Origin of the sequence: Henriciella sp., assembly GCF_049649345.1 — a bacterium.
Lineage (GTDB): Bacteria > Pseudomonadota > Alphaproteobacteria > Caulobacterales > Hyphomonadaceae > Henriciella.
Genome location: NZ_JBARZC010000207.1, coordinates 1 through 7,548 on the forward strand (window position 1 = coordinate 1; position 7,548 = coordinate 7,548).

Sequence of the window (7,548 nt, forward strand, 5' to 3'; positions counted from 1 at the left end):
GTGATACGACATGCGATTCAAGGGACTGGATCTAAACCTCCTCGTCGCACTTGATGTTCTTCTCGACGAACGAAGTGTGTCAGCGGCCGCGCAACGCCTGCATCTGAGCCAGCCTGCCATGAGTGCAGCGCTGAAACGCCTTCGTGAATATTTCAATGATGACTTGCTTCAACAGACTGGCAAGCGCATGGTCCCGACACCTCATGCCATGCAGGTGAGCGAACAAATCAAAGCGGTTCTTCATGATGTTGAAGCACTGATTTCCCAGTCAACGCTATTTGATCCATCAAGCTCACAGCGCCGATTTACGCTCACAGCGTCGGACTATATCGCAACCGTCCTGCTCGCGCCGCTTCTCAGAAAATTGTTCCGGATCGCTCCCGGTCTGCAATTCGATATATTGCCTCCGGGCGACACAACTTCCTCACTCATGGAACAAGGCAAGCTTGATCTGGCCATACTACCCGAGTCGCAACTCTCAACCTCACACCCAAGCGTTCTGTTGTTTACCGAACGATTTGTGGTGGTCGGCTGCGCGAATAATCCCATGCTATCAAAACCGCTGACTGAAGACAAATTCTACGAGGCCAGCCATGTCGTGGTGAAGTTAGGCAGAGTCCGGCCGGCATCCATTGCGCAAACATCAATCGATGCGAGGGGGCGCGCCAGAAAGGAGGACGTCATCGCGTCGTCCTTCTTGCTTGCGCCTGAACTTGTTGTGGGTTCGCCACACCTGACCGTGATGCACGAAAGACTAGCCCTGAAATTCGCCGAGATCCTGCCTATCAGGATCGCGCAGATGCCCTTCAATTTGGAGCCGATGTCCGAACATCTCCAACATAACGAGGCACGCGCGACCGATCCGGGCTTGATATGGCTGATCCAGCAGATTCAGGATCAGGTGCAATTCACTCTGCCGATGGATGCAAATTGATAACACGAGTTAGGCAATCGGCAGTGTGACCTATATGCTCAATCTGACCTTTAACGGTGACAACAGATCGAAGCCAAATGACCCAACCGAAACTCTACTTCGCCCCCGGAGCTTGCTCTCGCGTTCCACTCGTCATGCTGGAAAAGACTGAAACGGCATTTGAAGCTGAACTCGTTGTGTTCATGAGGGGCGACCATCGATCCTCGGAATTCATGTCGCTCAATCCGGCGGGAAAGATTCCGGTTCTTCAAACAGGCAACGAAGCCATTTCACAAAATCCGGCGATCCTGTTGTGGCTGCATACGCAATACCCAAGGTCGCAGATTCTGCACCTCGGGCAAACAGAGCTCGAACGAAGCCAGGTTTTGAGCGAGTTGCTCAGGTTTTCATCCGACCTTCATCCACTAGTGACGAGGATCCGCATGCCTCAATTCTTTTGCGACCTGGAAGGGGGACCCGGTCGGGTAAAGGAGATGGCCGAGGTGGCAATCTCTTCACAGCTGGCGAGCTATGAAACCGTATTGTCGCAGCAAAAGTGGATCGGCGGCGAAGAATGGTCAGCCCTTGATGCTTATCTGCACTGGGTCTGGTTTCGCATTACGGGTGCCGGATTTGACCCCACCCCCTTCCCAGCAATATTGGCGCATTATCAGCGAACCTTGGAAATATCCGCATTCCAGCGCGCCATTGAACGGGAACGGAAGGCTCAGGCGTGGCTGGACGAAAACGGATTTTCCATCAAGTTCGTGCAGCCTTAGCCACGCCTTGACGCGGGATTCACATTCCGAAAAGTTCAGGCATCCCCGGACGCGTGCCGTTAATTTCAGGAATCACGCCGGCGCGTGTTTATCCATGCAATCAACCCGACCACAATAGCGAGCGCGGAATAGGCCATTAACGCGTTGGAAAATCCGCCCAACTGGGAAGACAGCGCAACTGCCGTGATCGGTGCGATGAACTGGCCGAGGAAAAATGCACCTTGCCAGAAGCCAACGCCTCGGCCGCGCGCCGTTGGTTGCAACACGCTCATCACCCAAGTGATGAACGTTGGAATCGATATTCCCGCTCCCACACAGACTGCGAAGACGGAGGCTGCAGTCAGTGGCACACCTTGAGCGAATGGAACTGCGGCATATCCCGCTGCCATAAGAGCCATTGCAAGCGCGACAAGGCCCGATCTAGACAGGTTAGTCTTAAGCACGCCGAATACAATTGCTCCTGCGACAACTCCCATATTCACAACGGCCCCGACCCCGCCAAGCAGAGCTGGATTGGGTGGTACTTTCAGGGCGACGATATCTCCGAGTTTCACAATTGCGACATAGAAGAGGACGCCTAGGAAGAAGCCCCCAGTAGCGAGCGGAAGGAGTCTCCCCAATGGGAATGGCTCTTTGCTTTCGACAAGAACTCTCACTTTGTGCGGTTCGAACAGAATGAGCCAGCAGACCAGCCCCAATGGTAGCGCCGCGAGGTATAACAGGAATGGCCCCCGGGCCCCAAGCGTAGCGCCGAGCGCGCCACCAATAGCGATCAGTACGATCGCGGCGACACTGATCGCCGACACCTGAATACCGAGCCAGCGCTCACGCCTGTCGCCTTCGAAATAATCTCCGATCAAAGTCGTGGCGGCCGTCATTATCGCAGCCTCGGTTATGCCGAGCGCGATCCGCGCCACGATGATCTGTCTCAGGTCTACGAGAAAATAGGGTAGAATGCCAATCGCCGCATAGCAAATCAGGGACGTGACCAGGAGTGATTTTCGACCAACCCGGTCGGCGACCCATCCAGCCACGGGAGAGAACAGTGCAAGACACAAGGCAGGAACGGTCAGAGCAACCGGCACCAGGAAGGCACTGCCCGGAACCTCTGCGAATTCTTTTTCGAGCAGCGGAACCACCGGGACGAGGCTGATGATCGCCATGACCGGCATGACTGCCGCCAGAACAATCAGTATACCATGCAAGCTATTCGCTTGTGGCGCCTTCTGAACAGTCTGATCCGACATCCCCCGTCCCTTTCGTTCCCGTAGTCATTTTCTGTTTGAATTGAGAAGCAAGTCGATCCAACCGAACTTCAGCCTACAGCGTACACACGCGCTCATCTTTAACCCGATCCTATGATCAAGTGGGGCGCCCCAGTATGACCGCCCCTGCTCTCCTTGGCAGTGGCGGCCGTTTCAATCTGCAATTTCAGAAGCTTTGCAGATCTTTAGCAATTGCTATGTCACCGCCGAAACTGCTGGCGATGTCGGACTTGTACTGTTCCAGAGACGCTTGATCTTCCTTGCCGGCGAAGTGCGTCACGATCACCTCCCCAACGCCTGCCTGGTCCGCCATTTCGCCAACTTGCACCGCGGTGACGTGATGATCGCGCAAGTGCTGGAAGACGCCCTCAAGTGCAGCTTCGGGAACCGGGTTAGGATTACTCCTATTGGTGCGCTTGATGTTTTCGATGACGAAGGGAATGTCCATCATCTCGCTCACTAGGAGGTCTGCGCCTTTGGCGAGTTCAACTACGTTTTCACTCGGCCCGGTATCTCCGGTGTAAACGATTGAGCGATCAGGCATGTCAAACCGGTAGGAATAGGATTTATTGACCAATGCGGCAGGTGAGCCCGATGGAAATGTGAAATGCGTGTTTTCCGCGACTGTTACGGTCATGCCATTAACATCTATGACCTGACCTGGCGCCAGCTCAACGACAATGGTCTTTTCCTGCGGCGTAGGCGGTGTACGAGCGCCAGGCACGGCATAGCCGACCCGCATCTCCGCTTCCATATACTTGAAGATCCCATCAACCGTGTCTTGGGTCCCCGGAGGTCCGTAGATCGTCAGCGGTTTTTGTGCGCTTCGCTGATAGCGCAACCCCAGTATGGCTGGCAGACCACCAATATGGTCGAAGTGGAGATGGCTGATGAAAACGCTGTCGACCGATAGGAGGTCGTGGCCCGCTTTGACAAGCTGCCCACCGGCGCCGTCCCCCACATCAACAAGATAGACGGTGCCATCTCTCACAAGAGCGTTGGCCGGCTGGGATCGATGGGCAGACAGCACAGGCCCTCCCATTGTTCCCAAAGTGACAAATTCGGACTCCAAACTCGTCGCTCTTTGCGTCTCGCTAGGCGACGACTGCGCTTGACTCTCTGCAATTGCCGGAATGACCGAATTCGACTGACAGGCCGCAAGAAAAACGGCAACACCGAACGCTAAGCTCTTTTTATGCATCGCGAATATCCTTCCGATGGACCTAGAAATTTGCCTTTAGACGAATGCCATAGGTCTGGGGCGCATTGTATATGCCGTAAGCCAAACCACGATTGTTCAAATTCACACTCTGAAAGTAGCGTTCGTCCGTTGCGTTTCTCAAATAGGCGGACACAGACCAGCGGCCATCAGATGGAGAGACCGTCGCATCCAGATTCAGCGTGGTGTAGGAATCGCTCTTCGTGGCATCCAGGAAAGAGAAGTCGGTACTCTGTTCCCCGCGATGTGATGCATCCGCAGTCAAAGACAATTCGTAATTGCCGATGTCGACAATATGGTTGATCCCGATATCGAGACCAAACTCGGGCGAGTACAACAAGGACTGTCCGGAACAGTCATATGTCTCCAGACTTCCGGATACGCCCTCAGATGCACAACCGAACCGGCCGGCTCCTGGGTCGGAAATGAGTGTCAGGCTATCATAGGTGGAGTCGAGGAATTGAACGTTTCCGTACAACGTCGTGGCGTCCGTTGCGGCCCAGATCATATCGACGTCGAACCCTGTGATGGTCGCGTCCCCATTCGCAATCGGGAAGGATGAAGCACCGTTCAGCGTTGTAAAATAGGTGACCTGCTGTCCATCATATTTCCAGATGAACGCCTCGGCATTGACCTGAAGTGTATTGCCAAAGAACCGGTTTTTGGAGCCGATTGTGTACGCGTCGATAAACTCGGAGTCGTATGTTGGCGCGGCAATGCTGAGATCAACACCACCTGCGCGGTATCCCCGTTCAAAGCCTGCATAAAGCAAATTGCTATCGCCCCAGTCGAGCTCCGCACCAAGTCGATATGTCGTTTCGCCAAACTCGAGCTCGGACTGCAAGGCGCCCTCCCCGACATTCACGAGCGCGCCAATTTGAGGAGAAATGCCTCCGGGTATCGTGAGATTGTAGACCGGCGGCGGCCCGTTCCCCGGAACAGTTGCAACAGATCCTGGCGCAATCAGTCCTGCATCCACGAAATACTGAATGAACGCATCCCTGTCCGAGATGACCGGATGAGGTGGAATGCCAGTCGCACAGCCATTACCGAAGCTTGCCGGCGGGGTCAGGAAGTTTCCGGAAGCTGGAGCCCCGCCGCAGAACGTGATGAAGGTATCACTGATGCCGTCTACGAACTTGCTATCTTCTGTGTACCGTACCCCTGCATTGAGGCGGAATGCGTCCGTAACATCAAATGTCGTCTGGCCGAAAATCGCCCAGGAGTCGCCGCCGTTATCATAATTCTGGATTGGCGAAGCGTAGTTCTGCGCAAACACGCCGCTGGTTTGAATATCTTCCTCAATGTAGAACGCGCCGACAATGCCATTAAGAGGTCCCTCGAGTTCTGTTGCGAAGCGGGCCTCCAGGCTGGTCTGGCTGTTCTGCTCGCGCGTTTTCGCGGGGGCGAAGCCGGGCCCGATGAAGGTGTAGTCTTGATCGGACTCCCGGTAGGCCGGGATCACCGTCAGCGTGCCAGCGTCGGTTTCATAATTGATCTCTGCCATCACCCCGGAAAAAGAGTTGTTCTGGTACAAATCATTGACATCAAGTGGCTGATAAAAAGCAAAGGACGGCGTGTGCAGAACACCCGTACGAATTGCGTTCGCTGCCGCAGATGTCGGGCCCGAATCCATCGGCACGCCGGATGGTGTAAAGTCGGTGAGATTGCCAGCTGGCGGATTTCCAAAAGTACCGATCAGGTCACCGCCTGAGCCCAGTGCATTGTTTTCTGAGTAGTCAGCCGCAATGCGAATTGACAGTCGGTCGGTGGGCTCAACGAGAAGCTGACCGCGCAAGCTGAATGAATCTGCATCGTTTGTCCCGTCGTCGGAATATCCATCGCGATCAAGAGACGAGCCCGACAAGCGGATAGCGACTTTGTCGGACACAGGAATATTGACCGCGCCCTGCAGTCCAAACTTGCTGAAATTTCCGATCTCGGCCTGCGCATATCCCGACAACTCACCGATGACCGGCTTCTGGGGTATGTAGTTTACGACACCGCCGGTCGCGTTGCGGCCGTACAAAGTGCCCTGCGGCCCCTTCAGAAGCTCCACGCGCTCCAAGTCATAAAGTGCCAGGCCAGCCGCGCCGCTTGCGCGTCCAAGATAGACACCATCAATGTTCTGAGCGACGGCCGCATCCGTAAGTGGATTGACTGTCCGCGCGCCTACACCGCGCACGTAAAGACTCGTCAGCGGACCGCCCCCGGCAACTACGCCAAGCGCAGGGGACAAAGCCCCAAGATCCTGCGCAGATTCAAGCCCCGTGCGCGTTAATTGATCCTGATCATAAGCCTCAATGGCTACCGCCGCATCCTGAAGAGACTCTTCGCGGCGTTGGGCAGTCACGGTAACAGTACCCAAAGTACGCGCGGAGGAATCTTCAACCTCGGGCGTATCGGATGGTGTGCTCTGCTGTGCGGCAGCTGGAAATGCCACGACAAGCGCCACGGCGATGCAGGATACGCTTCCCAGTTTGATCGATTTCATGTCTGTTCCTCCCAAAACATGCATCCGTTTTCCGGACATCTATGACGGGAGTAGAGCAAATTCAGTTGAATAAAGAAAATTGTATCTTCTTATCCATATTGATTTACCAAACAGATACATTTTCGTCTGCGCTCAGTATACCCCAACTGTTTTCCATACAGTAGCAAGCGACTCCCAGCGCAAGTAAACGGACCACCCTGAACCAAATCCATTGGCTGGCGAACTGGCCAATCTCTCAGCTCCGCACGCGCCGCGCATCCATTTTAGTGATGCAACAATATAAATTATATCAGTTTTACAGATTGCTTTCACCTTCGTAGCCTATTCTTGGAGTGAGAGAATACCGCATGAGCCGGTGTCTCCGGGAGGAAAGTCAGATGGATCGATCCGTCGCGGTAATACCCCTAATCTCAGCATCGTATTGCCGAAGGTGCGTTTCTCCGTCGGCGGGCGGACAGTCCAATGAACTTGATACGCAATCTGTTCGGGCTCCGGCGCAACGGCGCTTTCCAAGCCCGTCAGGATTTTAAGAGGAGTGCAGGTTTGGCACGGGTAAATGACATTCGCTATATTGGTTACGGCGTCAGCGATCTTGAAGCCGAGAAGCGGTTCTACACCGAAAGCTGGAAACTGGAGGAAGTTCCGAACTCTGACGATCTGATCTATCTGGTGGCGCCCGGTACACGCGCGCCCTATTCCGTCAGGCTTCGTCAGACGGCGGAGCCCCGGATAGACGTCATCAGCTGGAGCGCAAAAGATCGTGCCGAGGTCGACGCCCTGGTTCACCAGGTCGCAGCTGCCGGTGGAAAAATCATCACCCAGCCTGCCCCGTTAACGTCTCTCGGTGGCGGATACGGATTTCGGTTCTTCGACCCGAA

At 54.8% G+C, this 7,548-nt stretch carries 6 protein-coding genes; 3 read left to right on the forward strand and 3 right to left on the reverse strand.

Annotated elements, in window-relative coordinates; all coding sequences use genetic code 11:
• Positions 1-10 precede the first annotated feature (10 nt).
• Together WA989_RS05155 and WA989_RS05160 are read left to right on the forward strand one after the other, a co-directional pair.
• Entirely contained in the window at positions 11-934 is a 924-nt protein-coding gene (locus WA989_RS05155) for a LysR family transcriptional regulator (RefSeq protein WP_424339434.1), read from the forward strand.
• A 77-nt stretch (positions 935-1,011) separates the two neighbouring features.
• A complete protein-coding gene (locus tag WA989_RS05160; RefSeq protein WP_424339435.1) occupies positions 1,012-1,692 on the forward strand; it encodes a glutathione S-transferase family protein in 681 nt (226 codons plus the stop codon).
• Positions 1,693-1,757: 65 nt separating this feature from the next.
• On the opposite strand, the gene WA989_RS05165 is transcribed toward WA989_RS05160, so the two are convergent.
• The 3 genes from WA989_RS05165 to WA989_RS05175 form a co-directional block, all read right to left on the reverse strand.
• On the reverse strand, positions 1,758-2,939 hold the full coding sequence (locus WA989_RS05165) for an MFS transporter (protein ID WP_424339436.1): 1,182 nt from the start codon (positions 2,937-2,939) through the stop codon (positions 1,758-1,760).
• A 184-nt stretch (positions 2,940-3,123) separates the two neighbouring features.
• Complete coding sequence (locus WA989_RS05170) at positions 3,124-4,158, reverse strand: MBL fold metallo-hydrolase (RefSeq protein ID WP_424339437.1); 1,035 nt, start codon at positions 4,156-4,158, stop codon at positions 3,124-3,126.
• 22 nt (positions 4,159-4,180) lie between these two features.
• Positions 4,181-6,670 (reverse strand): TonB-dependent receptor, encoded by a 2,490-nt coding sequence (locus WA989_RS05175; protein ID WP_424339438.1) that lies wholly within the window; start codon positions 6,668-6,670, stop codon positions 4,181-4,183.
• Between the two features lie 462 nt (positions 6,671-7,132).
• Here WA989_RS05175 and WA989_RS05180 point away from each other — a divergent pair.
• Positions 7,133-7,548 (forward strand): VOC family protein (locus WA989_RS05180; RefSeq protein WP_424339439.1); only part of this gene is annotated, 416 nt, incomplete at its 3' end.